General features: G+C 67.9%; 28 protein-coding genes. 11 read left to right on the top strand and 17 right to left on the bottom strand.

The features are described from left to right. Positions 1-2: 2 nt before the first annotated feature. Both ACGVWT_RS04720 and ACGVWT_RS04715 read right to left on the bottom strand, forming a co-directional pair. Positions 3-614 (bottom strand): cold shock domain-containing protein, encoded by a 612-nt coding sequence (locus ACGVWT_RS04720; protein WP_315461492.1) that lies wholly within the window; start codon positions 612-614, stop codon positions 3-5. 132 nt (positions 615-746) lie between these two features. After that, positions 747-1,310 carry a RecX family transcriptional regulator gene (locus ACGVWT_RS04715; protein ID WP_315461493.1) on the bottom strand — a complete coding sequence of 188 codons (564 nt, stop codon included), beginning with the start codon at positions 1,308-1,310 and terminating at the stop codon, positions 747-749. A gap of 98 nt (positions 1,311-1,408) precedes the next feature. Here ACGVWT_RS04715 and ACGVWT_RS04710 point away from each other — a divergent pair, with 98 nt between their 5' ends. Further along, a complete protein-coding gene (locus tag ACGVWT_RS04710; RefSeq protein ID WP_315461494.1) occupies positions 1,409-3,178 on the top strand; it encodes a fatty acyl-AMP ligase in 1,770 nt (589 codons plus the stop codon). A gap of 75 nt (positions 3,179-3,253) precedes the next feature. Further along, positions 3,254-5,611 carry a bifunctional diguanylate cyclase/phosphodiesterase gene (locus tag ACGVWT_RS04705; RefSeq protein WP_394425385.1) on the top strand — a complete coding sequence of 786 codons (2,358 nt, stop codon included), beginning with the start codon at positions 3,254-3,256 and terminating at the stop codon, positions 5,609-5,611. 2 nt (positions 5,612-5,613) lie between these two features. Here ACGVWT_RS04705 and ACGVWT_RS04700 read toward each other — a convergent pair whose 3' ends face one another. From ACGVWT_RS04700 to ACGVWT_RS04675, 6 genes are all read right to left on the bottom strand, one after another. Continuing rightward, on the bottom strand, positions 5,614-5,958 hold the full coding sequence (locus ACGVWT_RS04700) for a DUF3140 domain-containing protein (protein ID WP_315461496.1): 345 nt from the start codon (positions 5,956-5,958) through the stop codon (positions 5,614-5,616). A gap of 56 nt (positions 5,959-6,014) precedes the next feature. Further along, positions 6,015-7,424, bottom strand: a complete 1,410-nt coding sequence (locus ACGVWT_RS04695) for a hypothetical protein (RefSeq protein WP_315461497.1) — start codon at positions 7,422-7,424, stop codon at positions 6,015-6,017. 138 nt (positions 7,425-7,562) lie between these two features. Next, a complete protein-coding gene (lpdA, locus tag ACGVWT_RS04690) occupies positions 7,563-8,957 on the bottom strand; it encodes a dihydrolipoyl dehydrogenase (RefSeq protein WP_244055976.1) in 1,395 nt (464 codons plus the stop codon). 47 nt (positions 8,958-9,004) lie between these two features. Then, complete coding sequence (locus tag ACGVWT_RS04685) at positions 9,005-9,391, bottom strand: acyl-CoA thioesterase (RefSeq protein ID WP_116461737.1); 387 nt, start codon at positions 9,389-9,391, stop codon at positions 9,005-9,007. Continuing rightward, the gene (locus ACGVWT_RS04680) at positions 9,388-9,621 is read right to left on the bottom strand and encodes a hypothetical protein (protein ID WP_043060329.1); all 234 of its coding nucleotides are present in this window, start codon (positions 9,619-9,621) and stop codon (positions 9,388-9,390) included. Before ACGVWT_RS04680 ends, ACGVWT_RS04685 begins: the two co-directional genes overlap by 4 nt. Positions 9,622-9,637: 16 nt before the next feature. Further along, positions 9,638-10,978 (bottom strand): pyruvate dehydrogenase complex dihydrolipoamide acetyltransferase, encoded by a 1,341-nt coding sequence (locus ACGVWT_RS04675; protein ID WP_315461498.1) that lies wholly within the window; start codon positions 10,976-10,978, stop codon positions 9,638-9,640. Positions 10,979-11,088: 110 nt separating this feature from the next. Here ACGVWT_RS04675 and ACGVWT_RS04670 point away from each other — a divergent pair, with 110 nt between their 5' ends. From ACGVWT_RS04670 to ACGVWT_RS04660, 3 genes are all read left to right on the top strand, one after another. Continuing rightward, on the top strand, positions 11,089-11,544 hold the full coding sequence (locus ACGVWT_RS04670; protein WP_116461734.1) for a universal stress protein: 456 nt from the start codon (positions 11,089-11,091) through the stop codon (positions 11,542-11,544). A 74-nt stretch (positions 11,545-11,618) separates the two neighbouring features. Continuing rightward, positions 11,619-11,768 (top strand): hypothetical protein, encoded by a 150-nt coding sequence (locus ACGVWT_RS04665; RefSeq protein ID WP_165800875.1) that lies wholly within the window; start codon positions 11,619-11,621, stop codon positions 11,766-11,768. A 96-nt stretch (positions 11,769-11,864) separates the two neighbouring features. Next, positions 11,865-13,157, top strand: a complete 1,293-nt coding sequence (locus ACGVWT_RS04660; protein WP_315461499.1) for a M20/M25/M40 family metallo-hydrolase — start codon at positions 11,865-11,867, stop codon at positions 13,155-13,157. A gap of 15 nt (positions 13,158-13,172) precedes the next feature. Here the strand turns inward: ACGVWT_RS04660 and ACGVWT_RS04655 are convergent, their stop codons facing one another. From ACGVWT_RS04655 to ACGVWT_RS04640, 4 genes are all read right to left on the bottom strand, one after another. Next, a complete protein-coding gene (locus ACGVWT_RS04655) occupies positions 13,173-14,024 on the bottom strand; it encodes a D-alanyl-D-alanine carboxypeptidase family protein (RefSeq protein ID WP_116461732.1) in 852 nt (283 codons plus the stop codon). 14 nt (positions 14,025-14,038) lie between these two features. Beyond that, positions 14,039-14,371: a hypothetical protein gene (locus tag ACGVWT_RS04650; protein WP_315461500.1), complete on the bottom strand. Its 333-nt coding sequence runs from the start codon at positions 14,369-14,371 to the stop codon at positions 14,039-14,041. Positions 14,372-14,386: 15 nt separating this feature from the next. Continuing rightward, on the bottom strand, positions 14,387-15,841 hold the full coding sequence (locus ACGVWT_RS04645) for a murein L,D-transpeptidase (protein ID WP_394425379.1): 1,455 nt from the start codon (positions 15,839-15,841) through the stop codon (positions 14,387-14,389). A gap of 188 nt (positions 15,842-16,029) precedes the next feature. Further along, on the bottom strand, positions 16,030-17,523 hold the full coding sequence (locus tag ACGVWT_RS04640) for a replicative DNA helicase (protein WP_315461502.1): 1,494 nt from the start codon (positions 17,521-17,523) through the stop codon (positions 16,030-16,032). A gap of 74 nt (positions 17,524-17,597) precedes the next feature. Here ACGVWT_RS04640 and ACGVWT_RS04635 point away from each other — a divergent pair, with 74 nt between their 5' ends. Genes ACGVWT_RS04635 through ACGVWT_RS04625 form a run of 3 tightly spaced genes read left to right on the top strand, consistent with a single transcriptional unit; the run spans position 17,598 to position 19,206 of the window. Further along, positions 17,598-18,080, top strand: coding sequence for a UPF0262 family protein (locus ACGVWT_RS04635; RefSeq protein ID WP_017979620.1), 483 nt, complete (start codon positions 17,598-17,600; stop codon positions 18,078-18,080). Between the two features lie 11 nt (positions 18,081-18,091). After that, positions 18,092-18,757: a GH25 family lysozyme gene (locus ACGVWT_RS04630; protein ID WP_315461503.1), complete on the top strand. Its 666-nt coding sequence runs from the start codon at positions 18,092-18,094 to the stop codon at positions 18,755-18,757. Then, positions 18,754-19,206 carry a cytidine deaminase gene (locus ACGVWT_RS04625; protein ID WP_116461727.1) on the top strand — a complete coding sequence of 151 codons (453 nt, stop codon included), beginning with the start codon at positions 18,754-18,756 and terminating at the stop codon, positions 19,204-19,206. The genes ACGVWT_RS04630 and ACGVWT_RS04625 overlap by 4 nt, the downstream gene beginning before the upstream one ends. 54 nt (positions 19,207-19,260) lie before the next feature. Here ACGVWT_RS04625 and ACGVWT_RS04620 read toward each other — a convergent pair whose 3' ends face one another. The 4 genes from ACGVWT_RS04620 to ACGVWT_RS04605 all read right to left on the bottom strand — a co-directional run bounded on the left by ACGVWT_RS04620 (position 19,261) and on the right by ACGVWT_RS04605 (position 22,214). Then, positions 19,261-20,472 (bottom strand): RcnB family protein, encoded by a 1,212-nt coding sequence (locus ACGVWT_RS04620; RefSeq protein ID WP_315461504.1) that lies wholly within the window; start codon positions 20,470-20,472, stop codon positions 19,261-19,263. Between the two features lie 138 nt (positions 20,473-20,610). After that, a complete protein-coding gene (locus ACGVWT_RS04615; RefSeq protein ID WP_315461505.1) occupies positions 20,611-21,093 on the bottom strand; it encodes a GAF domain-containing protein in 483 nt (160 codons plus the stop codon). A gap of 28 nt (positions 21,094-21,121) precedes the next feature. Continuing rightward, positions 21,122-21,547 (bottom strand): alternative ribosome rescue aminoacyl-tRNA hydrolase ArfB, encoded by a 426-nt coding sequence (gene arfB / locus ACGVWT_RS04610; RefSeq protein WP_116461724.1) that lies wholly within the window; start codon positions 21,545-21,547, stop codon positions 21,122-21,124. A 10-nt stretch (positions 21,548-21,557) separates the two neighbouring features. After that, positions 21,558-22,214 carry an RluA family pseudouridine synthase gene (locus ACGVWT_RS04605; protein WP_063685876.1) on the bottom strand — a complete coding sequence of 219 codons (657 nt, stop codon included), beginning with the start codon at positions 22,212-22,214 and terminating at the stop codon, positions 21,558-21,560. Between ACGVWT_RS04605 and ACGVWT_RS04600 the strand changes: the two genes are divergently transcribed. Beyond that, positions 22,209-23,030, top strand: coding sequence for a M15 family metallopeptidase (locus tag ACGVWT_RS04600; RefSeq protein WP_315461506.1), 822 nt, complete (start codon positions 22,209-22,211; stop codon positions 23,028-23,030). The two genes, ACGVWT_RS04605 and ACGVWT_RS04600, sit on opposite strands and share 6 nt — an antisense overlap. A gap of 3 nt (positions 23,031-23,033) precedes the next feature. Here ACGVWT_RS04600 and ACGVWT_RS04595 read toward each other — a convergent pair whose 3' ends face one another. Continuing rightward, the gene (locus ACGVWT_RS04595) at positions 23,034-23,714 is read right to left on the bottom strand and encodes a tRNA (guanosine(46)-N(7))-methyltransferase TrmB (RefSeq protein ID WP_116461721.1); all 681 of its coding nucleotides are present in this window, start codon (positions 23,712-23,714) and stop codon (positions 23,034-23,036) included. A gap of 98 nt (positions 23,715-23,812) precedes the next feature. Here ACGVWT_RS04595 and ACGVWT_RS04590 point away from each other — a divergent pair, with 98 nt between their 5' ends. After that, positions 23,813-24,625, top strand: a complete 813-nt coding sequence (locus tag ACGVWT_RS04590; protein WP_315461507.1) for a formate/nitrite transporter family protein — start codon at positions 23,813-23,815, stop codon at positions 24,623-24,625. Continuing rightward, positions 24,622-24,987: a hypothetical protein gene (locus ACGVWT_RS04585; protein ID WP_315461508.1), complete on the top strand. Its 366-nt coding sequence runs from the start codon at positions 24,622-24,624 to the stop codon at positions 24,985-24,987. Before ACGVWT_RS04590 ends, ACGVWT_RS04585 begins: the two co-directional genes overlap by 4 nt. Positions 24,988-25,049 lie beyond the last annotated feature (62 nt).

Here is a 25,049-nt window from a genome sequence, read left to right as displayed (position 1 = left end):
TCTCAATCCTCTTCGACGCTTACCGCCAGAGGCCCCTTGTTGCCCGCGACGATCCGCGCACGCAACCGCTGGCCGGGCTCGACCACCGCCAGCCCCGCACGACGCAGCGTTTCCATATGGACGAACACATCCGCCCCATCCGCATCGCGGACCAGGAAACCATAGCCCTTCAGCCGGTTAAACCATTTCACCACCGCGCCTTCGAACGCGCCGGCGGCATCGATCAGGCTGAGCGGATCGACGCGATCGGGATTGCGCGGTGACCGGGGCGCATCCTCAATCGCGTTGGTCAGGTCGATGCCGATCACTTCGCGCGCCTGATAGCCGCGACCGCGCTGCACTGACAGCGTCTCCACCCGTGCCCCTTCGGGCAGGCTACGCCGGCCATGCGGCTGCAACACCGAAAAATGGATTAGCACGTCGCCGAATGCAGGATCGTCCGCCACCGCAAAGCCGAAGCCGCGCGTCGCGTCGAACCATTTGACGACGCCGCCGATCGCGATGGGGCCTTCGTCTGCGGCAGCCGCGCGGGCCGTCGCGTCCGGCGCGCCGGCATCGATCGTATCCCCGGATTCCGTTTGTCGCCCGAACGCGCGCTCACGGTCGCCGGGCATCTGCCCGTCGTCTCGCTCGTCGCACTCCCGTTGCGGCTCGCCACGCATTACTGCACCCCTGTCGCCGACACGCTAGCACGGTTCGTCGCAGCCGCAATTATGAAACGAAGCTTTCACGGGTTTTTGGACCGCTCAGGGCAAGAAAAAGGCTTGAACCGCAGCCTCATCGTCTGATTCGAGTCCCAGATCGGACAGGTCGCGCGCCGCCAGGATGCGTCGGGACAGGTCGAGCGGATGGCCGGCGCGCAGCATCGCGGCCAGCTGCCGGTCGCGGATCGCACGATCCGCCACCTCCGGCCCGAACGGTCCGACGCGCCGTCGCCGTGCAAAGGTGAGCGCCGCGGTCAGCGCCCGCGCGGCGATGTCGGGCGCCAGCTCCTCCGCCACGTCCGCGACATGCGCCTGACGCAGCGCCGCGCCGACCCGTCGCGCGCCCAGCCCGCGCCGCGCGAGCGACGCCGCCTTGCTTTCGGCATAGAGCCGGTCGTCGACATAGCCCAGCGCCGCCATCCGCTGGGCGATCGCCGCCGGATCGGCTGGCTCGCCTTCCCAGCCCCTTTCGCGCACCTTGCGCCGCAGGTAATCCGCCAGTTTGCCCTGCGTCGTCGCAAACCGTTCGACGTAGCGCAGCGCCAGCCGGTCGAGCGCAGCGGCGTCCAGAGGGCGCGGAGGGCGACGTTCGGCGGGCACGGCCATGTTGTTGCCACAGTGGCAACGGAATGAGAACGTTGATCGCGCGTTAAAGCGCCAGGATATGACAGCCGCGTGATAGCGGCGCGTGAACAGGAATTTCGATGACCGATCAGTCTGCGGCTTCGCCGACTCCCCGACCGGCCCCTACCCCGACGCTCGACGCGCTGCCGCGCCGCTTCGCCGATTTCGCCACCCTGGGCGAGGCGCTGGACTATGCCGCCACCGGCGTGCGCGGACTGAATTTCCACGATGCGCGCGGCACGCTGGCGCGCCCCTATCCCTTCGCCGAGTTGCGCAGCGACGCGATCGCCGCCGCCTATCGCCTGATCGCGGCGGGCGTGCAGCCCGAGGATCGCATCGCGCTGGTCGCCGAAACGGGGCCCGAATTCGCCGCCTTGTTCTTCGGCACCATCTATGCCGGCGCCTGGCCGGTGCCGCTGCCGCTGCCGACCAGCTTCGGCGGCCGCGATTCGTATATCGAGCAGCTGCGCGTCCAGCTGGCAAGCTGCGACCCCAAGATGCTGATCTTCCCGCCCGAACTGAGCGCGATGGCGGCAGAGGCCGCGCGGCTGGCAGGCACGGACGGCATCGACTGGTCCGAATTCGTGACCCGCGAGGCACCGGAAGCCGCGCTGCCGCAGGCGCATGGCGAACAGATCGCCTATCTGCAATATTCCAGCGGCTCGACGCGCTTCCCGCACGGCGTCGCGATCACGCACCACGCCCTGCTGAACAACCTCGCCGCGCATAGCCACGGCATGCAGATCGACGGCACCGATCGCTGCATCAGCTGGCTGCCCTGGTACCACGACATGGGCCTGGTCGGCTGCTTCCTGTCGCCGATCGCCAACCAGGTGTCGACCGACTATCTGAAGACCGAGGATTTCGCGCGCCGCCCGCTCGCCTGGCTCGACATGATCTCGCGCCACGACGGCACCGCTTTGTCCTATTCGCCGACCTTCGGTTACGACATCTGCGCGCGTCGCATGTCGTCGCAGACCAAGGCAGCCGAACGATTCGACCTGTCGCGCTGGCGCGTCGCCGGCAATGGCGCCGACATGATCCGCCCCGACGTGATGCAGGCGTTCGTCGACGCCTTCGCCGATGCGGGCTTCAAGGCGAGCGCCTTCCTGCCCAGCTACGGCCTTGCCGAGGCGACGCTGGCCGTGTCGCTGATGCCGCCGGGCGAAGGCATCCGCGTCGAGCTGGTCGAGGAAACGCAGCTATCGGGCGGGGGTGATTCGCTCGCCGCTAACGACGGCCCGCGCCCGCAGCGCTTCCGCGCCATAGTCAATTGCGGCAAGCCAGTGCGCGACATGACGGTCGAGATTCGCGAAGAGGACGGCACGCCGCTGCCCGACGGCGCGATCGGCAAATTGTGGTGCAAGGGCCCCAGCGTCATGGTCGGCTATTTCCGGGATCAGGAGGCGACCGACGCCTGCATGGTCGACGGTTGGCTCGATACCGGCGACATGGCCTATATGTCGGACGGCTACATCTATATCGTCGGCCGCGCCAAAGACATGATCATCGTCAACGGCAAGAACCACTGGCCGCAGGACATCGAATGGGCGGTCGAGCAGCTGCCCGGTTTCAAGTCGGGCGACATCGCCGCCTTCGCGATCACGACGCCCGGCGGCGAGGAGACCCCCGCCGTTCTCGTCCAGTGCCGCAGCAGCGACGATGCCGAGCGCCTGCGCCTGCGCGACGAAATTCGCGAGCGCGTCCGGTCGGTCACCGGCATGAACTGCGTGATCGAGCTGATCCCGCCGCGCACGCTGCCGCGTACCAGCTCGGGCAAGCTCAGCCGCGCCAAGGCACGCAATCTGTACCTCAGCGGCGACATCAAACCCTATCCGATCGCCGCATAAATTTGGTCGACGGGGCGGCGACGAACCGGCGCCGCCCTAACGATCCGTAAACTTCGACCTCTTAACACCTGTGGCGTGACAGTCGCGCCGCCTCAAACCGTTGATTCCGAAGCAATCGGATTCGCCCAGTTGCTCGGTCTGACCGACGGCACCGATGCCGCGCAATGGGCGCGGATCCGATCCAAACAGCTCGATGCGGGCCGCCATCTGGCGCTGTTCCTGCTGGCCGCGAATCTGATCGGCGCAGCCCTGGTCGTCCCTCTGTTCGCGGGCAGCGAGCCTTTACCGTATCTCATCGGCTGGGCTGCGCTCGTCGGGATCGTGTCGGTGGCCGTAGCCGTCCGCCGCCTCAGCACCCATCATCGCGACGGCGGCTATGCCAGCGCCCGCGACGTCCGCGTGACGCTGTGGGAAGGGGTGGCGCTTGCCGTCGTCTGGGCGGTTCCGGTCTTCGCCTTTCGCGTCGAACCCGGCTCGCACGGCACCTACGCGCTCTGGATGATCCTGGCGCTGCTAATGACCGCGGGCGCGATGGCGATGGCACCGCTGGCATTGGCGACGATCGCCTTTCTGGGCGGATTGGGCGCCGCCGTGTCGCTGCACATCGCCTTGGACGGCAGCCCGACCGGCGCCGCGGCGGCGGCGCTGTTCACCGTCATGCTGATCGTCATCTGCCTCAATCGCGCGCGCGCGCTGGTCGTGATCCGCGCGGTCCAGATCGCGCTCGCCGAACGGAACGACACAGTCAGCCTGCTGCTGCGCGAGTTCGAAGAAACCGCCGCCGACTGGCTGTGGGAAACCAACGCGGGCAAGCAGATCGTCAAGGCCTCGCCGCGCTTCGCCTATGCCTGCGGCCTCGACCCGATCGCGATCAACGGCCAGTCGTTCCTGCGCGTTCTCGCCGGCCCGGCATGGGACACGGGCCACTTTTCCGACGCGCTGCGCGAACTTGCTGCCAAAATGAAGGCGCGCGAAAGCTTCCGCGATCTGCGCATCCCGGTCGAAGTGAACGGCGAGCAGCGCTGGTGGCAGGTGTCGGCCAGCCCGCGGTTCGACGAAAAGGGCAGCTTCTGCGGTTTCCGCGGCGTCGGGTCCGACGTCACCGAACAATGTATGAGCGCCGATCGCATCGCCCGGATGGCGCGTTTCGACACGCTGACCGGCCTGCCCAACCGGCTGATGATCAACGAAACGCTGGCCCAGGCAATGGCGGAGGCGGAGCGCAACGGCCAGCGCTGCAGCTTCATGATGATCGACCTCGACCGATTCAAGGCGGTCAACGATACGCTCGGCCATCCGATCGGCGACCGCCTGCTCGCCCGCGTCTCGGCGCGGCTCGCGCAGTTGATGGACGCCTCGACCGTCTGCGGGCGGCTGGGCGGTGACGAATTCGCCGTCGTCGTGCGCGACGCGACGCGGATCGACGCGGTCGAGGCGCTTGCCCGCCGCATCATCGACACGCTGTCGCAACCCTATGAGATCGACGCGCACACGCTCTACATCGGCGCTTCGGTGGGCCTGGCGATCGGTCCGCGCGACGGGCGGACGGCGGAAATGCTGATCCGCTCCGCCGACCTTGCGCTCTATCGCGCCAAGGACGCTGGCCGGGGCGTCTACCACGCCTACGAACCCGAACTGCACGTCCAGGCGGAAGAGCGCCGCGTGCTCGAAATGGCGCTACGCCAGGCGGTGGAACGCAATGAGCTCCACCTGCAATACCAGCCCGTAGTCGATGCGGGGAACGGCCGGCTGACCGGCTTCGAAGCGCTGCTACGCTGGCGCCACCCCGAGCTGGGACTGATTTCGCCCGAAAAGTTCGTCCCCCTTGCCGAGGAATCGCGCCTGATCGGGCCGATCGGCGAATGGGTCGTCCGAACCGCCTGCGCGGAAGCCGCGCAATGGCCGTCCACCGTCCGCATCGCGGTCAACGTGTCGCCGGACCAGCTGCAAAACCCGCAGTTCGTCGCCGTCGTCGCCTCCGCGCTCGCCAATTCGCGCCTGCCCCCCGAACGGCTGGAGCTCGAGGTTACCGAAAGCGTCTTCCTGCACGAAGGGCTCGGCACGACCAAGGTGCTGGAACAGCTGCTGTCGCTCGGCATCCGGCTGAGCCTGGACGATTTCGGCACCGGCTATTCCAGCCTGGGCTATCTGTCGCGCACGCGCTTCTCGTCGATCAAGATCGATCGCAGCTTCGTGCAGGGCGCGTCCAGCGGCGTGAAGGAAGCGGTGGCGATCATCCGCGCCGTCGTCGCCCTCGCCCAGAGCCTGGGCATGGCGACCACGGCGGAAGGCGTCGAAACCGAGGAAGAGCACCGATTGGTGCAGCAACTCGGCTGCACCAAGGTGCAGGGCTTCTTCTTCAGCCGTCCGCTCAGCGTCGAGGACGCCCGCGCGCTCGTCGCCCGCAGCTGGAACGCCTCGGCCGCCGCCTGACCCTATTTTTCGGGGTCGTGCCCCCAGTTCATCAGCGAATAGCGCCAGTCGCTGTGCGCCTTGTCCTTGTCGGGGCCGCCCTGCGCCAGATGGCGGCGGACATAGCCGACAACCTTTTTCATATGCGCATAATCGTCGTCGGTCAGGTCCGCCTTCGCCTTGCGCTTGATTTCCACGATCCGCTTGCCCGATTTGTGGCCGACGCTCTCGCCTGATCCCTCGCCGTCCTCGCCCTTCCAGCCGACGCGCTTGCTGTCGTTGCTGTCGAGGAATTTTTGGAGTTCGGCCGGCGCCATGTTTACGGCGTCCTTGAAATCCTTGTAAATCTGTTCGTGATCGTCGGCCATCGCATCGCTCTCCTTGCGCGCCGCCAACGATCGCCCGCTGCCGCAGTTGCACGCGATCAGCCGAGCATCCCGCTGTAGGTCTGTGCCGCCTGCGGCAGCCAGAGGCGCGCTGCGACCCCGCCGACCAGCACGACGACCACCGCGCCCCACGCCCAGCGGCCCCGCGGCATTCGGCCCAGCACCACCCAGCCGATCCCCGTCGCGGTCATCGCCCAAAGATGATAGCGCAGGTCCGATGCGATGCTGATCACGGCGAAGCTCGCCTCCTGCCCGACCGCCGAGGCGAACAGCGCGGCCGCGATTCCGCCCGTCGCATCCTCCGCCCGCCAAGTCGCGGCGAGCCCTATGACGGCGAGCACCGCCCATAGCACCGGCCAGCTGAATGGCGTTTCAACCAGTACGCCAGCGAACTGCTGCCAGCGTCCCGCCGCTTTGCCCGGCGCGTGGAAATCATAGGGGTTGGGCTCGTTCGCCACGGGCGGTGCCGCGCCATACCAACGCAGCGGCACCAGCCAGCGATCGGTCGCATTCAGATGGGCAAGCCGATGCGCAGCATAAGCGATCGGATGATGCAGCACGGCCCACGCCAGAGTCCCGTACAGTGCCCCGACCGATGCTGCGCGCAGCCCGGCCGTCTCCGCCCCGCATCGCCCGCCGTCGCCCAGCGGGTCCCAGAAGAACGGACGCACGCAGGCCTTGGCCCGCAGCGTCGCAATCTCGGACCGCGTCAGGCCGGTATCCGTGTCGTCGGTCGCGACCGCAATGCCGGACAGGTCGTACATCGCCTGCGTCCGCTCCACCCCACTCGCGCCCGCGCCGAGCAGCCGATGGTTGATCGGCCCGGCCGCCGCCAGCACCAGCGGCACGGCCACAGCGATCGCCGCCAGCCGCCAGCCCATCCGGCGCGGCGGGATCGCCACCATTGCCGCCAAGGGCACGATGGCGAATACCGCATTGGCGCGGACCAGCATCGCATAGGCGGCCAGGCACCCCGCCGCCGCCCATGCCGCCGCGGGCACGCGCGCGCCGCGCAGCCGCCACGTCGCGATCAGCCCGACCGCCGCCAGCAGCGCCGCGAGCATCTGCAGATCCTTCAGCACCACTGCCTGCCAGCCGAGCAGCGCCGGCCAGCACGCCAGCCCCAGGATTGCGAGCGCCGCCAGCCGCCGCCCCTGCGCGGTTAGCGTCACTGCCAGCGCGCCGAAGCCACCCCAATAGCAAAGCATCTGAAGCACCAGCATCGGTGCGGGACCATGGGGCCCGAACACGGCCCACAGATGCGCCATGACCGGCGGATGCCAATCGTCATATCGGCCGCTGAGCGCCTGCCGATATTGCGCGAGGCTGTCGTACGATACGTATCCCGGCCAGAACAGCGCGAGGCTGCCGCCGAACAGGACCGCCACGGCGAGCGCGACGCGCGCGGCGGTGAGGCGGTCGGTATGCGGATCAGACGCCTGGGTCATCGCCGTTCCGCTCTTTGGTACCAAGCCTTTCGGACCAGACCGTCATTGCGAGCGGAGCGAAGCAGTGCAGGGCGTCCTGGTCCGGCTCTGGATTGCTTCGCTCCGCTCACAAGGACGAAAAAGCCCTGATCCGTAATCCTAGAAGTGCAGCGCGCGGCCGTAGGCGCTGAGCGTGCTTTCGTGCATCATTTCGCTCAGTGTCGGGTGCGCGAACACCGTTTCCATCAGCTCGTGCTCGGTCGTTTCCAGCTGACGCGCGATGACATAGCCCTGGATCAGCTCGGTCACTTCTGCGCCGACCATGTGCGCACCGAGCAATTCGCCGGTCTTGGCATCGAACACCGTCTTGATGAAGCCTTCCGCCTCGCCCAGCGCGATCGCCTTGCCGTTGCCGATGAAGGGGAATTTGCCGACCTTCACGTCATGGCCAGCGTCCTTGGCCTTCGCCTCGGTCAGGCCGACGCTGGCGACCTGCGGGCGGCTGTAGGTGCAGCCGGGGATGTTCCACGTCTCGAACGGATGCGGGTTCTGGCCCGCGATCTTCTCGACGCAGACGATGCCTTCGTGGCTCGCCTTATGCGCCAGCCAGGGTGCGCCGGTGACGTCGCCGATCGCGTAAATGCCCTCGACATTCGTCCGGCCATAGCCATCGACCTTGATGTGGCCGCGCTCCGTCTGGACGCCCAGCGCTTCCAGCCCGATATTCTCGGTGTTCGGTACGATGCCGATCGCGACGATCGCGTGGCTGAATTCGGTGCTCGTCACCTTGCCGTCCGCGCCCTTGATCGCGGCGGTGACGCCGTTCGCGCCCGGCTCCAGCTTTTCGAGGCCCGACTTGGTGAGGATCTTGATCCCCTGCTTGGTCAGCGCCTTGGTCATAAATTCGCTGACTTCGGCATCCTCGACCGGCAGGATGCGGTCGAGCATCTCGACGATCGTCACGTCGGCGCCCATGTCGTTGTAGAAGCTAGCGAATTCGACGCCGATCGCGCCCGATCCGATGACCAGCAGCTTGGTCGGCATCACTTCGGGCACCATCGCATGGCGATAGGTCCAGATGCGCTTGCCATCAGCCTTGGCGAACGGCAGGTCGCGGGCGCGCGCGCCGGTGGCGACCATGATGTGCTTGGCTTCCAGCTCGACGGTCTTGTCGCCCTGCTTGACCGACAGCTTGCCCTTGCCCGTCAGCGTGCCGAAGCCCTCGACCACCGTGACCTTGTTCTTCTTCATCAGGCCCTTGACGCCGGCATTGAGCTGCCCCGCCACCTTGCGGCTGCGATCGACGATCTTGCCGAGGTCGAAGCCGACATTGTCCGCTTTCAGGCCATAGGCGTCGGCGTGGGTCATATAGTGATAGACCTCCGACGTGCGCAGCAGCGCCTTGGTCGGAATGCAGCCCCAGTTGAGGCAGATGCCGCCGAGGCGTTCACGCTCGACGATCGCGACCTTCATGCCGAGCTGGCTGGCACGGATCGCCGAGACATAGCCGCCGGGGCCGGAGCCGAGGACGATGAGATCGTAGGTGTCAGCCATGGTCGTTCCCTGGGGAAAGGAGTTTGGGGAGAGAAGAGTTCAGAATGTCAGGCCGGCAACGGCGCCACGCGCCGGGGCTGGCGGTTGGTATCGGTGGCGACGAAGACGAAGCGCGCCTGCGTCACCTTGCACGCCTCGTTGGCGTGGCGGGCGCGGCGCCATGCCTCGACCTCGATCGTCATCGACGTGTTGCCGACCGCGACGAGGCTGGCGTAGACCGACACCTCGTCGCCGACGAGCACCGGTGCGTGGAACTTCATCGCGTCGCAGGCGATCGTCACCGCCCGGCCGCCGGCATGGCGCGAGGCGACCGAGCCTGCGGCCAAGTCCATCTGTCCCATCAGCCAGCCACCGAAGATGTCGCCATAGGGATTGGCGTCGGCGGGCATGGCGGTGACGCGGATCGTCGGCGATCCGTCCGGCAGGCCGCTCATGCGCTCACCCGATCGGCAGCGCGGGCCCGGCGCAGCGGTCCGATGCCCATCAGCACCGTCGCGACCATCGCGGCGGCCCCGCACCACCAGATCACCTCACGGCCCAGCGGATAGGACCAGGCGGCGGCCCAGGTCATCGCCACCGCCGCGATCAGGCCCGCCGCGATGGAGATCACCTCCATCGCCGCGCGCGAGATCGGCAGGCGGGACAGGAAAGCCAGACGCGTCATCGCAGGCGTTCCCCGGTCAGGCGAGCATGCCGAGCGGACGCTCGACCAGCTCCTTGAAGACCTTCATCAGCTCGGCGCCATCGGCCCCGTCGATCGCGCGGTGATCGAAGCTGCCGGTCGCCGACATGACGGTCGCGACCGCCAGTTCGCCGTTGACTATATACGGGCGCTTCTCGCCTGCACCGATCGCCATGATCATGCCCTGCGGCGGGTTGATGACCGCTTCGAACTGCTTGATGCCGAACATGCCCATGTTGCTGATCGACGCGGTGCCGCCCTGGAATTCCTCGGGCTTCAGCTTGTTTTCCTTGGCGCGCGCGGCGAGGTCCTTCACTTCCGTGGAGATCGCCGACAGGCTCTTGGTGTCCGCGCCGACGACGATCGGCGTGATCAGGCCCGATGGCGTCGACACCGCGACCGACACGTCGGCGCGCTTGAAGCTGATCAGCTGGTCGGGCGTGAACATGACGTTGCACTTGGGCACCGCGATCAGCGCGACGCCGAGCGCCTTCACCAGCATGTCGTTGACCGACAGCTTGACGCCGCGGCTTTCCAGGCTCGCATTCAGTTCGCCGCGCAGCTTCAGCAGCGCATCGAGCTGGATATCCACCGTCAGGTAGATGTGCGGCACCGTCTGCTTCGATTCGGTCAGGCGGCGCGCGATCGTCTTGCGCATGTTGCTGAGCTTGGTCGCCTCGTGCGGGATATCCGGCACGGCGGCGGGCTTGGCGGCAGGGGCCGGAACAGCAGCGGCGGCGGCGGGCGCAGCCTCGGCCTTCGCGGCGGCAGGCGCGGCGCCAGGCTTGGCGCCCTCGACGTCCGCCTTGACGATGCGGCCGTTCGGACCCGAACCGGTCAGGCCGGACAGGTCGACGCCCTTGTCCGCGGCGATACGGCGCGCGAGCGGGCTCGCCTTGACGCGGCCGGCCTTGTCAGACGTACCGGCATCGGCGGGACGGCCATGGTCCTCGGCCTGCGTAACGGTGCGCTCGACGGGCTTCGCCTCGCTGCCGGTCTTGTTGGGGTCCGCCGGGTTCGGCTTGGCTTCCGATTCCTTCGCGGCGGGCTGCGGCGTTTCGCTCTTCGTCGGCGCGGATACGGAGGCGGCGTCTTCGCCCTCTTCGGCCAGGATCGCGATCACCGCGCCGACCTTCACACCATCGGTGCCTTCGGCAATCAGGATCTTGGCGATCGTGCCTTCGTCGACCGCCTCGAACTCCATGGTCGCCTTGTCGGTCTCGATCTCGGCCATGATGTCACCGCTCTTCACGGTGTCGCCTTCCTTGACGAGCCATTTGGCCAGCGTACCCTCCTCCATCGTCGGCGACAGCGCGGGCATCTTGATCTCGATCGACATGCAGGTCCTCTTGCCTGGGGAGCGGATTGCTCCTTCGCGCCGCAAAGCCGGGGGGTCAACCCTTGCACGCGCTTCATCCACGCGGCACGTAACGGAAAAGGGGAGCAGCCATGCGGATCTACCTGGTCGTGATCGACGATAGCCCGGAGGCGGAGATCGCGCTGCGCTTTGCCGCGCGCCGCGCCGTGAAGACCGGCGGCGGCGTCGAAATTCTGACGCTGATTCCGCCGCAGGAGTTCATCGCCTTCGGCGGCGTGCAGGCGACGATCGAGGAAGAGGCGCTGCAACACGCCGAAGGACTCGTCACTGCGGCCGCGGGCACGCTGGTCGCCGAATCCGGACTGAAGCCTGCGATCACCGTGCGCCAGGGCGACGGCCCCCGGATCATCCGCGAGATCATCGCCGCCAATCCCGATATCGCCGCGCTGGTGCTGGGGGCCGCCGCCGGCGGTGCGCCGGGCAAGCTCGTCACGCATTTCACCGGCACCGACGCGGGCGCCCTGCCCGTCCCGGTCATGATCATCCCCGGCTCGCTGACCCGCGAAGCGATCGATCGTCTCAGCTGAACTCGATAAAAAACAATGGAATTTTGCTTTCGATTAGCATAACATAGGACAACTTGGAGACCAGGATGATACCCGTGGTGCGATACATCGACACGCTGGCGCTCTTGACCCAGGCGCTGCAGACGCTCGACGAACTGGGCGAAGGCATCGCCGCAGCGCATCTGAGCAGCGTGATCGACATGATCAGCCAGCGCGGCGACGTACCCTCGCATCTGCGCCACTGACGGCTCGGGCAGCGCGCCGGCCAAGCCGCTGGTGTGCCGGATAAATCCGCGCCTTCCCTCTTGAGCCGGCCCGCGCGGCGGTCCACACCGTCGGCCATGATCCTCGCGCCGCTCCTCACCGCAGCCGCTGCGGCTGCCACGCCCACCTCACCGCCGATGCCCAGCGCCACCCGCCTGCGCGGCCACGTGACCGCGCTGGTCGGCTTCGGCACGCGCCACACGCTGTCGTCCACCACCGACCCCAAGCGCGGCATCGGTGCCGCGCGCAACTGGATGGCGGCGCAGCTCACCGCGATCGGCAAGACGTGCGGCGGCTGCATCCGGGTCGAGCGGATCAGCCGCCGCTTCACCGGCCCGCGCGCACCCAATGGCGTCGTTGTCGAGGATGTGCTGGGCATCCAGCCCGGCCGCGATCCCAATCGCGTCATCATCGTCGGCGGCCATATCGACAGCCGCGTCACCGACGTCATGGACGCGACGCACGACGCGCCCGGCGCCAACGACGATGCCTCGGGCGTCGCGCTGGTGCTGGAGACCGCGCGCCTGCTGTCGAAGCGGCAGTTCGATGCAACGATCGTCTATGTCGCCTTTTCCGCCGAGGAACAGGGGCTGTGGGGCGCCGAACTGCTTGCCGACACCGCGCAGCAGCGCGGGTGGCAGGTCAGCGCGATGCTCAACAACGATATCGTCGGCAATTCGATCGGCCAGGGCGGCGTGAAGGATGCCGGCCGCGTCCGCGTCTTTTCCGAAGGCATTCGCGCGGTCGAAGACCTGCCCGGCCAGATGCGGCGCCGCGGCGATGGCGGCGAGGACGACGGCCCCAGCCGCGCGCTCGCCAAGGTGATCGACGGCATCGCCCGCCGCATCCCCGGCGGCCTCGACGTGGTGATCGATCGCCGCCCCGATCGCTTCGGCCGCGGCGGCGACCACGAACCGTTCCTGAAGCGCGGCTATCCCGCCGTCCGCTTCTCGGTCGGTGCGGAGAATTGGGATGCCCAGCATCAGGACCTGCGCACCGAAGGCGGCGTGACCTATGGCGACACGATCGACCGAATGGACTTCGCCTATCTGGCCAAGGTGACCGCCATCAACGCCGCGACGATCGCCCGCCTCGCCGCCGCCCCCGCCGCGCCGGCGACCGTAACGCTGTCGGGCGACCTGTCGCGCGACACGAAGGTCAGCTGGACGCCGGTGCCGGGCGCCGCGGGCTATCGTGTTCGCTGGCGGGCGAACGACACGCAGGATTGGAGCACCGCCCGCGACGTGCAGGGGGATCAGACGACGATCGCACAGGTGCCGGTCGACGACACCTTCTTCGCGGTGTCGGCGCTGGCGGCGGACGGCAGCGAGAGCGTGCCGACCTTCGGGGGGCGTGCCGTCCGGCGCTGACCGGACGGCCGGCGGTCAGCCCTTCGCGCCGCCCTTGCGCGCTTCGGCGATCTCCGCAAACCCCTGGTCGAGCAATCGCTCGACCCGCCGGTCGCGCGCCTGGATCGATCGTTCGCCGATCACCACCGCGATCAGCCGACGACCGGCGCGCTTCGCCGACGCGGCCAGCGCGAAGCCCGCCTCCGCGGTATAGCCGGTCTTGATCCCGTCCGCGCCTTCGAACGCGCCAAGCAGATGATTGTGATTCTGCACGCGCCGCCCGGCCCAGCTGAACGAGCGCGTCGAAAACACCGCATAGCGTTTGGGATGTTCGCGCAGCAGCGCCAGCGACAGCTTCGCCATATCTTCGGCGGTGCTGAGGTTCGCGCCGGGCAGGCCGGTCGCGTTGGTGAAGGACGTGTCCGTCATGCCCAGCGCCCGCGCGCGTTCGGTCATCATCCGCGCGAACCGATCCTCGGTGCCGCCCACCGCCTCGGCCAGCGCCACCGCGACATCGTTGGCGGAGAGCACTGCGACCGCGCGAATCGCCTCCTCCACTCCCATGCGCGCGCCTGGCTTGAAGCCGACGCGCGACGGGCGCTGGCTCGCGGCATAGCGGGAAATGCGGATCGACCCGCTCGGATCGAGCTTGCCGTCGTCGATCGCATCGAACGTCAGCAACAGCGTCATCATCTTGGTCAGCGATGCCGGCCGCCGGACGATCCCGGCGTTTTCGGCATACAGGATACTACCGTCGCGCGCGTCCATCACGATCTCGGACACCGGACGCGGCGCCGCCAGCGCCGGCACGCTGCCGCCGACCAGCCCCGTCAGGGCCAAAGCCACGCCCCAGCGATGAAGCGCGCGCCGGTTCGGCATCCGCGTCATGACGCGACCGTCGCTTACTGCGGTGCCGCGTCGTTGCCTGCGACGGCCGGCGCATCATCCCGTGAAACGCGCGCGGTCATGCCCGTCGCGTCGGCATCGTCGATCATCTGCGCATCGGGAGCGACCGGCTTTTCGGGCGGCACGTCCGCGACATTGGCGATCGGCGTCGGCGTGGCGACCGGCTCGGCGGAGGGCAGCACTTCCGGCGTCGCATCCGCGGTCGGCATCGTCTCGACCACATTGTCTTCCCCACCCGGCTGTTCGGGCTCGGGGCGCGAGCAGGCGGCCAGCGCCAGCAGCCCCGCCGCCGCCAGCAGCGTCGTCATCCGAATCGTGCGTCGTGTCATCTGCGTCGTTCCTCGTCAGCGGCTGGCCAGAACGGCACGCGCGGATCGTGCCTCGATCTTCGCGGCAAGTGCCGCATCCCAGCCATAGGGATCGTCCCGGAAGTTCATCTGCCCGTTACCGCTGGCAAAGGCGGTCCAATAGAGCAGGTACACCGCCACCGGCTTGGGCAACCGCGCGCGGACCGTCTCGCCCTTCTGGACCTGCGCCGCGATCGCCTCGGGCGTCCAGGTCGGATCGCCCTTCAGCAGCAGGTCGGCCAACTGTTCCGGCTTCTCCAGCCGCACGCAGCCATGGCTGGCAAGCCGGCTGAAGCTAGCGAACTTCGCCCGCGACGGCGTGTCGTGCAGATAGACCGAGAAATTATTGTCGAAGTCGAATTTGAAGCGGCCGAGCGCGCTCTGGTCGCCCGCCTGCTGCTGCAGCCTAGTGCCGTCGATCACCTTGAAGCCGTTGCGCTTCAGATAGCCGGGGCTCTTCTTTTCCTTCGGCCACAGCTCCTTGGTCGCGATCGACGTCGGCACGTTCCACGGCGGATTGATGACCACGCTGTGGATCATCGACGACAGCATCGGCGTCTCGTCGCCCGGCCGCCCCGTCACCGCACGCATCGACAGCACGGGTGCGTCACCGTCGAACACCGTCATCACCGCGGCGGCGATATTCACCTGGACACGATCCTTGGGCAGCTCCTGCGGCAGCCAGCGCCAGCGCTCCATATTGGCCATGATCTGCCGCACGCGCGCGATCGCAGGCACGTTGAGCGCCGCCAGCGTCTGTCCGGCGACGGTGCCGGTGGGATTGAGGCCATAGCGGCGCTGCGCCCGGCGCACCGCCTCCAGCAACGCCGCGTCGAAGGTGTTGCCGCTGGTCGCGACATCCTTGTCCTCGACGGCCAAACGCTGGCGCAGCGCGAGTACGCGCGCACCGCTGGCGCCCACCGTCAGGTCCGGCCCCGCCGCCAGCGTCGGCCAGCCGCCCGCCGCGGCGATGGCGCGATAGCGGACCAGGCCTGCCTTCAGCCCGTCATAGCCCGCATAGGGCGGCGGCAGCGAGGCGATCCACGCCGCGATCCGGTCGGTCCGCACGGCTTCGGCGAACCCCGGCAGCGGGTCATAGGCTGGCGGTCGCAGGCCCCAGTCGCGCTGGAAATCCTCTTCGGCGAGCCGCCCCGAATGCACCGCGCGCGCATGGTCCAGCGCATCGCGCACCAGCTGTTCGCGCGCCGCCGGGTCCTCGGGGCGCGGGTTCAGGCTCAGCCCCTGGGCGATCGTGTCGGCGGGCAGCAACGCCGCCAGCTGCGCGGCCTGCGCTTCGCTGATCTGCGGCAGCACCACCGGCGCCGCGGCGCTGGCGGGCACCGGCACCTGCTGGATCGTGGGCTGTACGGTCGGGGGCGCCACCTGCGCCGCCGCGGGCATTGCAGACAGGATGGTGGCCGCCATGGCAGCCGCCGCGCTCGTTCGTCTCATGTCGTGTCCCTACGGGGTATGCGTCACCGGCGCTGTCGCACCGGCTACCTCGCTCTAGGCTGAACGCGATGCGCGTGGCCATGGCTTGGGCATGGTTTATTTTGCCGGCCGGGTCGGCGAACCACACGCCCCACCCCTATCGTCACCCCGGAACCAGTCCGGGCTGACGAAGGAATGGGGGAGCGGACTCAATACCCTGCGTAATCGCTGAACTTCGTGATCGTCGGATCGAACTTCAGCAGCACCTTGCCGGTCGCACCATGACGCTGCTTGGCGACGATCATCTCGGCCAGGCCATAGACGCGCTCCATGTCGCTAGCCCATTTCGCGTGATCCTCGAACACCTTGGCTTCGTCGCCCTCCATCGGGCGCTTGGGCTCGCGCTGCGCGGTGTAATAATCCTCGCGGAATACGAACCACACCATGTCGGCGTCCTGCTCGATCGATCCCGATTCGCGAAGGTCGGACAGCATCGGCCGCTTGTCCTCGCGGCTTTCGACCGCGCGGCTCAGCTGCGACAGCGCCAGCACCGGTACGTTCATGTCCTTGGCCAGCGTCTTCAACCCGCGCGAAATCTCGGAGATTTCCTGCACGCGGTTTTCCTTGCCGCCCTTACCACCGCTGGTCAGCAGCTGGAGATAGTCGACGACGACCAGGCCGATCTGATTGTTGTGACGCCGTTGCAGGCGCCGCACGCGGGTGTGCAGCGCGCTGATCGACAGGCCGCCGGTATCGTCGATGAACAACGGCAGCTTTTCAAGCTCCGCCGCGGCGGCGGCGAGCTGGCCGAACTCTGCCTTGCTGATCTTGCCCATGCGGAGCGATTCGGAACTGATCTGCGACTGTTCGGCCAGGATACGCGTCGCTAGCTGGTCGGCGCTCATTTCCAGGCTGAAGAACACGACCTTCGCGCCCACCGATTCGCTCGGCGGAATGCCATCCTCCATGTCGCGCATCCAGCGCCGCGCCGCGTTGAACGCGATGTTGGTGGCGAGCGAGGTCTTGCCCATACCGGGACGGCCGGCGAGGATCATAAGGTCGGAATGGTGCATGCCGCCGATCTTGGCGTTGACCGAATCGAGGCCCGTGGTGACGCCCGACAGGTTGCCGCCGCTGTTCAGCGCACGCTCGGCCATCTTGACCGCGGCCGTCGTCGCCTGTGCGAAGGTCTTGGTGGCATTCTCGGCGCCGCCGTCGCCCGCGACCTTGTAGAGCTCTTCCTCAGCCAGCTCGATCTGGGCGCGCGGATTGACCTCCTCGGACGTATCCATCGCGCGTTCCACCAGCGTCCGGCCGACCTGCACCAGCGCGCGGAGCATCGCCAGATCGTAGATCTGCGTCGCAAACTGGCGCGCACCGATCAGGCCTGCGCCCGATCCGGTCAGGCTGGCGAGATAGGACGGGCCACCCAGCTCCTTCATCCCCTCGTCCGCCTCGAACATCGGGCGCAGCGTGACGGGGGTCGCCAGCATGTCGTTGACGCGCAAGGTCTTGATCGCGGCGAAGATGCGGCCGTGGACGGGTTCGTAGAAATGCGCGGGTTCCAGCCGGTCGATCAGGTCATCGGCCAGACGGTTGTCGATCATCATCGCGCCCAGCATCGCGGCTTCGGCTTCGACGTTGCGGGGCAGCTGAAGGGGTTCGGCGGGGGCCGCCGGGGTCGGAAATGCTAGAGTCGCCATAAGAGACGCTCTTACCCGAAATTTCGCGCGACGACACGATTTGTCGGATCGCCTCAACCCGACTATCGGACCGTATGGCCGACCCGCGGATCATCGACATCACCCTGGACGAGCACAGCATCGGCTGGCGCTCGGCCGATGTCGAGCAGGAGCGGCGGATCGCGATCTTCGACCTGTTGGAAGGCAATCACTTCGCCCCCCAACGCCAGCACGCGGACGGCTATGCCGGCCCCTACAAGATCAAAATCGAATCGGCGGAGGGTCGCCTCGGGATTCACATCCACCGTGCCGACGATACGCATCTGGAGACGCTGGTGCTGGCGCTCGGCCGCTTCCGGCGCGCCATCAAGGACTATTTCGCGATCTGCGACAGCTATTATCAGGCGATCCGGGCATCGACGCCGCAGCAGATCGAGACGGTCGACATGGCCCGCCGCGCCATCCACAATGACGCCGCCACGCTGCTGCGCGAACGGCTGGAGGGAAAGATCGACGTTGACTTCGATACCGCACGCCGCCTGTTCACGCTGATCTCCGTCCTGCACCTGCGCGGCTGATGGCGTACGGCATGCTGAAAGCGGTGGGCGCGATGGTCGTCGCCGGTGCGATCGGCATCGGCGGGTGGAGCTATGCGACGGCCTGGCATCCCAAGGTGAGCCAATATCCGTTGCAGGGCATCGATCTGGACGAGCGCCCCGGACCGATCGAGTGGGGCACGGTGCGCGCGCGCGGCGCCGACTTCGCCTATCTGGTCGCCACCTCCGGCGCCGATCGCCGCGATCCGGGATTCGAGGCGAATTGGGCGGCGCTGCCCGATGCCGGGCTGCGTCGCGGCGCGATCCATCTCTATTCGCTCTGTCAGCCGGCGAAGGAACAGGCGAATGCGGTCAACGCCTTCGTGCCCCGCACCGCTGACGCGTTGCCGATGGCAGTCGACGTCAGCTTCCGTGGCGATTGCACCGCGCGGCCGGATCGCGACGCGCTGGTCGCCGACCTGAAGACGTTCATCCATATGGTCGAGACGCACACCGCCAAGCCGGTGATGCTGCGGGTCAGCAAGCCCGTCGAATCGACCTATCAACTCACCGCCGCGATCGAGCGCCCGATCTGGGCAATGCGCACCTTCTTCGCCCCCACCTATCCAGCCCGCCCGTGGCAGATGTGGCGGGCGAGCGATATGCGCCGCATCGACGGCATCGAAGGCCCCGTGAACTGGGACGTAGTCGCACCATGACCGAAACCACCCCCGCCGATCTCATCAGTGCTGCGCGCGAGGCAGCGACCCGCGCCCATGCGCCGTATTCGCGCTTTGCGGTCGGCGCGGCGCTGCTGATGACCGACGGCAGCCTTGTCACCGGCGCGAATGTCGAGAATGCGAGCTATGGCCTGTCGCTGTGCGCGGAGACGGTGGCCATCGCCACGGCGAGCGCCGCCGGGCGGCTGCGGGAGGTCGTCGCGGTGGGCGTGATCGGCGGCGCCATGGATGCCGACGGCCGTGCGACGGGGACCGCCCCCGTCAGTCCGTGCGGCCGCTGCCGTCAAGTCCTCAATGAGGCCGCACAGCTCGGCGGCCGCGACCTGCTCGTTCACTGCGGCGCTGCCGAGGGTGACGCGATCGCGACTTACCGCCTGTCGGAACTGCTGCCCGCCGCCTTTGGCCCGGCAGATCTGGGGATCGGGTAACCCCTCAGACGAAAGCCGGCGCGACGCAAATCGCCGCATCGCGCCGTGCTTCGCTTATTGGCAGGCGCAGGTCGGCGCTGGGCGCCAGACGCGTTTGGTCTTCGTATGCGCCGCTATCGGACGCCGCACCACCTTCGCACGGCGGGTGTACGTCACCGCGTCTTCATAGGTTTCCGTCGTCGTAGTCGTCGTGACTACGGGAGCGGTCTGCACCACGACCGTCGTAGTCGTCGCGCCGGGATAGTAATAGCCGCCCTGGTAATAACCCGAACCGCCTGCGCTGGTCGTCACCGTGGTGACACCGTCAGCCGAGCGCCATGCGCGGCCGTTGTCGACATAGCCCAAAGGCGGGGGTGGAGGCGGGGCATAAGCGGGTAGCGGCGGAGGCGGCGGCGCATAGGCCTGCGGCGGCGGGGGCGGCGGATAATCCGGCGCGACCGGGATCGCATAGCCACGATCGTCGCGGCGATGGCGGCGTCCGCGATCCTCCGCCTTGTCGATCGCATAGCCCGCTGCGGCTCCTACGCCCGCGCCGATCAGCGTCCCACCCAGCCGATTGCCACGCCCGGCGATCAGATTGCCCGCAACACCACCGACGACGGCGCCCGCCACGGCGCCACCGACGCCATTGTCGCGGTGTTGATAGCCGCGCGGATCATAGCCGCTGTCGGCGTAGACGCGGTCGTCGCTGGCATAATAGTCGCTGTCATAGGCATCCCAATTGATGCCGGGCCGCGTATCGTAGACCGCGCCGCGCCCGTCGACGAGCACCGCATCGTCATAATAACGGACCCAATTATAGCCCGCCGTCGGCTGCGTCAGGCCATAGGTCTGCCAGTCGGTGATGTAGAAGCGGGGCGACACCCAATAGCTGGGCAGCGCATAGCCCCGGTACGGCCGGCGATAGGCCCGCCAGCCACCGGGCGCATTGGCCCCGCCCCACCAGCGACCATCCACCTTGCTGCCCCAGCGTGACCGGCCAAGCTGTACCCGCGGCGGCTGACCCGCCGGGCCGTTCCACTGCGGCTGCGGCTGGGGCGGGACGGGGCGCACTACGGGCGCCGGTCCGGGCTGTCCCAGATAGCCGCCGCGCTGCCATGGCGCCGGCTGCCACGCGCCGCGTCCCTGGATCGCCGGAGCCGGTGCCATGCCGGCGCGCGGTGCCGGGAAGTTCGCCCCCGGGCCCTGCATCACCACGCGATCCTGCGCGCCCGCACCGGTAGCGGTCAGCGCAAGAATGGCGGTCGCGATCAGCACGCTGCGCATCGTCGTCTCCCTGTTACCGAGGCGCATGCCTTCGCCCCGGATATTAACACGTTATTCACCTTGCGGCGTATCACGCGCCAAACGGAGTCGCCAGAGTGCGGGTTCCCTGCCCTGTGCGCTGCCCTGTCCCGATTCGGTTCAGGCGATCCGCGCGGCCAGCCGCGCGCACAGCGCCTCGCACCCCGCCGCATCGTCCGGATCGAAGCGGGCAGGCTCAGGGCTGTCGAGGTCGAGCACGCCGATCAGCCGCCCCTCGTGGACGATCGGCACGACCAGTTCGGAACGGCTTGCCGCGTCGCAGGCGATATGCCCTGGAAAGGCATGGACGTCCTCGACCAGCTGCGTTTCGCGCGTCGCCGCAGCGGTCCCGCACACGCCCTTGCCCAACGGGATCCGGATGCACGCCGCCTTGCCCTGGAACGGCCCCAGCACCAACTCGCCGTCCACCATCCGATAGAAGCCCGCCCAGTTAAGGTCCGGCAGATACTGCCACACCAGCGCGGCGGCATTGGCCATATTGGCGATGGCGTCGGGTTCGTCCGCGGTCAGCGCGTCGAGCGCCCCGAGCAGGTCATGGTACAGATCGGCCTTCGAGCCGCCGGAGATATCGAACTGGTACATGGCGCGCGATGTAGGCAAGGCGGCCGCATCAATCCAGCCGCACGCGACCGCGATTGGCCTTCACCGTGCTGCGGCCCTTCTTCTCGTCGACGCGCTTCGCCTTGGCCGATCGGCTGGGCTTGGTCGGGCGGCGCTTCTTGGGGACGATCGTCGCCTCCTGGATGAGCGCGACGAGCCGTTCGCGCACCTCGCGCCGGTTCAGCTCCTGCGACCGCGATCCGTCGCCACGCAGCGTCAGCACGCCGTCCTTGCTGAGCCGCGATCCGGCGAGGACGGTCAGCCGCTGCTTCACCAGATCGGGCAGGTTGGGCGATCCCCACACGTCGAAGCGCAGCATCACCGCGCTGTCGGTGGTGTTGACGTGCTGGCCGCCGGGACCGGACGCGCGGGTGAAGCTCTCCTCGATCTCGCGCTCGTCGATCGCGATGGCGCGGGTGACGTGGATCAGCGGCACGGGAGCATCGTCAGGCCTCGGCGAGGTCCGGCCAGGCGCCGAACCGCTCGGGCAGCGGCGCCTCGGCGCGTACCGGCTCCTTGTTCGCGCGCGGCACGGTCAGGGCGGCGGCGTGCAGCATCATGCCGCCCGTCTCGCCCGCGCCGTAGACCGGATCGCCGACCACCGGCAGACCCAGACCGCTTGCCGCGTGGACGCGGATTTGGTGCGTACGCCCCGTCGTCGGCCGGAATTCGACCAAGGCGCGCCCGTCCCGCACCGCGAGCGTCCGCCACGCAGTATGCGCGGCCTTGCCGGCCGGATCGGCGACCATGCGCCAGCCCGTCTCACGCGTGCTGACCTTGGCGAGCGCCAGATCGATCTCGCCCGCCGATTCGCGCGGCACACCCGCCAGAATGGCGAGGTAGCGCTTCTCTACCTCACCGCGCTCGAACGCCTGCTGCAAACGCGCATGCGCTTTCGGATTGCGCGACAGCAGCAGACAGCCGCTGGTGTCACGGTCCAGCCGGTGCACCGCCTGCGGCCAGCGCTGGAAGCCGAACTTCAATGAATCGAGGTGGTTCTCGAGACTGAGGGAGCCGTCACGGGGCTTGTCCACCGGCAGCCCGGCGGGCTTGTCGATGACCAGGGCCTCGCCGTCGATGAACAATACGCGGTCGCCATGCATGCGAAACGCCTTGCCACTCCGTCGGTCTTCGCGCCAGAGGCAGCCGCGATGCGCTTTCCCGCCCTTCTCGCTTTGCTGTCCCTGGCATCGCCCGCCAGCGCACAGGTCTGCGCCGGTGCCGCAGCGGCGATGGCGAACGATGGCCGGGTCTACGGGCACCTCGCCTATGGCGACGCGCCGCCGGACGATTTGGTCGAGGCGCCACGCGGCTTCGGCCTGCACGGCTGCCTGTTGCGGCGCGACGTCATTCCCGATCTCGAACGCCTGCTCGCGGCGGCAAAGGGCGATCCCGCGGTGATGGGCACGCTGCGCGGCCTGTCCTGCCATCGCTCGATCCTACGCCAGGCATCGGTTTTCTGCCGCGAACATCCCGACAGCGCCGCCAATGCCGATGCCACGCGTGCGATTTCGGTCGCCCCACCCGGGCATAGCGAACATGCGACGGGCTATGCACTCGATTTCGCGGTCCGCCCGGCGAACGGCTGCCCCGATGCCGAAGCATGCATGGCAGCGACCCCGGCCGCGCGCTGGTTGCTCGCCAATGCGCCGCGCTTCGGGTTCGAGCTGTCTTTCCCGGGCGGCAATCGTCAGAACGTGAAGTGGGAACCGTGGCATTGGCGCTGGGTCGGCACCAGCGCGACCGCGCCGGGCGCAGCCCGTGCCCGCTTCCTCTTCGCCCGCGCACGCGACCAGTTTCCCGCCGACCCGGCGGTCGACCCGGTCAGGACGATCGCCCACGTGACGCCGGTGGTCTACGTCACCGTGCCGGCCTGGGTCCCCCCACCGCAAAAGGGAAAGGCGAAGCGCCGCCGCTGACGCCTACCGTCGGATGTAGCGGAAGTACCACACTTCGTGGCCCTGCCGACGTGCCTTGCGTTCGTAGCGGGTCTCGGGCCAGTCGTCGGGACGGACCAGGAAGTCGGCGGGCTCGCGCGCCTGCCATTCGAAGTCGCGGCGCTGGTCCATCACCATCATCGCCCAGCGACAATAGGTGGGATCGTCGGTGCCCAGCCGGAATTCGGCGCCCGGCTTCAGCTTGGCGGCGATGGCGTCGAGCGGGCCATGGTTGACCATGCGGCGCTTGGCATGGCGCGCTTTGCGCCACGGATCGGGGTGAAGCAGATAGACGCGTGACAGGCTGGCGTCAGGCAGCCGCTCCACCACATCAAGCGCGTCGCCCATGTGCAGCCGCACATTGGTTAGGCCGCCATCGCGGATATGCCCCAGCGCGCCGACCACGCCGTTCAGGAACGGTTCGCAGCCGATGAAACCCGTTTCCGGCCGCATCGCCGCCTGTCCCGCCAGATGCTCGCCCGCGCCGAAGCCAATCTCCAGCTCCAGCGGCCGGTCGTCGCCGAAAAGCGCCTTGCCCTCGATCGGGCCCGTCTCGGGAACGCTGAGCGCGTCGAGCGTCTCCTCGACCAGCGCGGCCTGACCGACGCGCAATTTATGGCCCTGACGGCGGCCGTACAGGCGGCGGATGGTGGCGGGATCGTTCATGGCGCCGCGCCCTAGAACAGATTGATGCATGAGGGAAACGCCCCAATTGCGCGCAGCGGCGGGACCCAAGCGCCGCGATCGACCGTTCCACGCCCGCAATGGCAGCCCCTCCCGCCTCTTCCAACGACGATCTGAAGGCCGCCGACGCCAAGGATCTACATCGCACGGTGCGCGAAGACGGCGAGCAGGAGCTACGCCGTCCGGTGCGATCGCTGTTTTGGTCGGGTCTTGCCGCCGGCATCGCAATCAGTGTGTCGCTGCTCGCCGAGGCCGCATTGCATACGGCTCTGCCCGCCATGCCCTGGCGCGAGTTGGTCGTCGGACTGGGCTATCCGGTCGGATTCATCGTCGTCATCCTCGGCCGAATGCAGCTGTTTACGGAGAGCACGATCACCGCGATGCTCCCGCTCGTCACGCGGCCGTCGCGCTGGGCGCTGGGGCGGACGCTGCGCCTGTGGGGCATCGTGCTCGCCGCCAATCTATGCGGCACCGCCATCGCCGCCTTCGCGATCGCCAGCGGCGCCATGGGCAGTTCGGCGATTCACGATGCGGCGCTCACCATCTCTCAGGGGATCCCCGAGCTGTCGCCGGGGCGCACCTTCATCAATGCGGTACCGGCCGGGTTCCTGATCGCAGTCCTCGCCTGGGCGCTGCCCAATGCGCGTGAACAGAGCGTAACGGTCATCGGCATTTTCACCTATGTCCTTGCGATCGGCAGCTTCAGCCATTCGATCGTCGGGTCGGCAGAGGCATTTCTGTTATGGTTCGCCGGTCAGACTGGCGCATGGCAGACACTAGGCGGATTGATCGCGCCGGCCGTGCTTGGCAATCTGTTCGGCGGCGCCGGCATCTTCGCACTGCTCGCCCACGCACAGGTTCGTGGCGAGATGCCACAGGGAGACAATCGGTGAGCCACGCTATCGTACCGGCCAACGACACGACACGGAGCCTGCCGGCGTTCCTGGGCGATGTCGCGCAGCAGCCCCAGTTGGTCGCAGCATCGGTCGGCACGATCGCCGCCGGGCTGGTCACTCGCCGGCCTGACCTGATCCGTGGCGGCGCACGGATGCTCGCCGTGCACGTCGTCGCCAGCGCCGTCCGCACGGCGATGCGGCAGCGAACGCACCACGTTAAGGGCGCGGCAGACACCGCGGAAACGCCCTCTCCCTTGTCGGAGGCGATCGTCGCGGGCGTGGTGGGATGGGTTGCGGAAGCCGCCATCGACACGGCGTTGAAGCACCTTGTGCCGGACCGCGAAACAGCGCCGAAATAGCCCGTTTTCGGCGCATATCACCCCCACAATGGGTCATTTACAAACCGGTGACTAATCCCTGT

This window comes from Sphingomonas sp. S6 (assembly GCF_043498045.1).
GTDB lineage: Bacteria > Pseudomonadota > Alphaproteobacteria > Sphingomonadales > Sphingomonadaceae > Sphingomonas.
The sequence above is the reverse complement of the archived record's forward strand: the minus strand, read 5'-3'. Positions and strand labels throughout refer to the sequence as shown.

What these genes read in the sequence shown, in the direction of transcription:
- ACGVWT_RS04600 (WP_315461506.1), top strand. Translation starts at nt 22,209, where the DNA reads ATGCATGCGAAACGCCTTGCCACTCCGTCGGTCTTCGCGCCAGAGGCA.
- ACGVWT_RS04715 (WP_315461493.1), bottom strand. Translation starts at nt 1,310, where the DNA reads ATGGCCGTGCCCGCCGAACGTCGCCCTCCGCGCCCTCTGGACGCCGCT.
- ACGVWT_RS04625 (WP_116461727.1), top strand. Translation starts at nt 18,754, where the DNA reads ATGACCGAAACCACCCCCGCCGATCTCATCAGTGCTGCGCGCGAGGCA.
- ACGVWT_RS04700 (WP_315461496.1), bottom strand. Translation starts at nt 5,958, where the DNA reads ATGGCCGACGATCACGAACAGATTTACAAGGATTTCAAGGACGCCGTA.
- ACGVWT_RS04685 (WP_116461737.1), bottom strand. Translation starts at nt 9,391, where the DNA reads ATGAGCGGCCTGCCGGACGGATCGCCGACGATCCGCGTCACCGCCATG.
- ACGVWT_RS04640 (WP_315461502.1), bottom strand. Translation starts at nt 17,523, where the DNA reads ATGGCGACTCTAGCATTTCCGACCCCGGCGGCCCCCGCCGAACCCCTT.
- ACGVWT_RS04670 (WP_116461734.1), top strand. Translation starts at nt 11,089, where the DNA reads ATGCGGATCTACCTGGTCGTGATCGACGATAGCCCGGAGGCGGAGATC.
- ACGVWT_RS04590 (WP_315461507.1), top strand. Translation starts at nt 23,813, where the DNA reads ATGGCAGCCCCTCCCGCCTCTTCCAACGACGATCTGAAGGCCGCCGAC.
- ACGVWT_RS04680 (WP_043060329.1), bottom strand. Translation starts at nt 9,621, where the DNA reads ATGACGCGTCTGGCTTTCCTGTCCCGCCTGCCGATCTCGCGCGCGGCG.
- ACGVWT_RS04635 (WP_017979620.1), top strand. Translation starts at nt 17,598, where the DNA reads ATGGCCGACCCGCGGATCATCGACATCACCCTGGACGAGCACAGCATC.
- lpdA (WP_244055976.1), bottom strand. Translation starts at nt 8,957, where the DNA reads ATGGCTGACACCTACGATCTCATCGTCCTCGGCTCCGGCCCCGGCGGC.
- ACGVWT_RS04615 (WP_315461505.1), bottom strand. Translation starts at nt 21,093, where the DNA reads ATGTACCAGTTCGATATCTCCGGCGGCTCGAAGGCCGATCTGTACCAT.
- ACGVWT_RS04655 (WP_116461732.1), bottom strand. Translation starts at nt 14,024, where the DNA reads ATGACGCGGATGCCGAACCGGCGCGCGCTTCATCGCTGGGGCGTGGCT.
- ACGVWT_RS04595 (WP_116461721.1), bottom strand. Translation starts at nt 23,714, where the DNA reads ATGAACGATCCCGCCACCATCCGCCGCCTGTACGGCCGCCGTCAGGGC.
- ACGVWT_RS04720 (WP_315461492.1), bottom strand. Translation starts at nt 614, where the DNA reads ATGCCCGGCGACCGTGAGCGCGCGTTCGGGCGACAAACGGAATCCGGG.
- ACGVWT_RS04695 (WP_315461497.1), bottom strand. Translation starts at nt 7,424, where the DNA reads ATGACCCAGGCGTCTGATCCGCATACCGACCGCCTCACCGCCGCGCGC.
- ACGVWT_RS04620 (WP_315461504.1), bottom strand. Translation starts at nt 20,472, where the DNA reads ATGCGCAGCGTGCTGATCGCGACCGCCATTCTTGCGCTGACCGCTACC.
- ACGVWT_RS04605 (WP_063685876.1), bottom strand. Translation starts at nt 22,214, where the DNA reads ATGCATGGCGACCGCGTATTGTTCATCGACGGCGAGGCCCTGGTCATC.
- ACGVWT_RS04675 (WP_315461498.1), bottom strand. Translation starts at nt 10,978, where the DNA reads ATGTCGATCGAGATCAAGATGCCCGCGCTGTCGCCGACGATGGAGGAG.
- ACGVWT_RS04630 (WP_315461503.1), top strand. Translation starts at nt 18,092, where the DNA reads ATGCTGAAAGCGGTGGGCGCGATGGTCGTCGCCGGTGCGATCGGCATC.
- ACGVWT_RS04650 (WP_315461500.1), bottom strand. Translation starts at nt 14,371, where the DNA reads ATGACACGACGCACGATTCGGATGACGACGCTGCTGGCGGCGGCGGGG.
- ACGVWT_RS04645 (WP_394425379.1), bottom strand. Translation starts at nt 15,841, where the DNA reads ATGAGACGAACGAGCGCGGCGGCTGCCATGGCGGCCACCATCCTGTCT.
- ACGVWT_RS04660 (WP_315461499.1), top strand. Translation starts at nt 11,865, where the DNA reads ATGATCCTCGCGCCGCTCCTCACCGCAGCCGCTGCGGCTGCCACGCCC.
- ACGVWT_RS04710 (WP_315461494.1), top strand. Translation starts at nt 1,409, where the DNA reads ATGACCGATCAGTCTGCGGCTTCGCCGACTCCCCGACCGGCCCCTACC.